Below are 418 nucleotides of genomic sequence, written 5' to 3' on the forward strand. Positions count from 1 at the left end.
GAAAAAGCTGATAAAGCCACCTTCCCTTGAAAAAAGGGAAGGAACCTCTAGAGTTGCGATTTCTTCTTCAGAATTGAATAGGAACCTTTTATGGCTACGAATTATCTTTAAAGTTGAAGATTTTCAATGAAGTGCTTTTAATTCAAACTTTAAAATTCAGAATCTTAAAGAATCACCTTCGATGCCATCTCCTGGTAAACCACCAACTACTTATTTGTAAAAAGGCTGTCAGCACGACTGAAGCTATAAAATGCTGCAGAATTAGAAAAGTGAGTATGGGATAATCACCAACATTTATAGCATTGGAATAGAAATTATTCGGAATATCCTGAATGTAAAGACCCAGCACACCAAATGCTACAACAAGAAAACCGTATGTAATATAAAACAGAAAATTCTCCTCTGTAGTCCATTTCCT

The 418-nt window shown here is 34.9% G+C and carries 1 protein-coding gene; it reads right to left on the reverse strand.

What is annotated here, in order from left to right; translation table 11 throughout:
- Nucleotides 1-172: 172 nt before the first annotated feature.
- Nucleotides 173-418 (reverse strand): hypothetical protein (locus RM545_RS17545; RefSeq protein ID WP_311496582.1); only part of this gene is annotated, 246 nt, incomplete at its 5' end.

This window comes from Autumnicola lenta, from assembly GCF_031846515.1.
In the GTDB taxonomy this organism is placed as follows: Bacteria; Bacteroidota; Bacteroidia; order Flavobacteriales; family Flavobacteriaceae; genus Autumnicola; species Autumnicola lenta.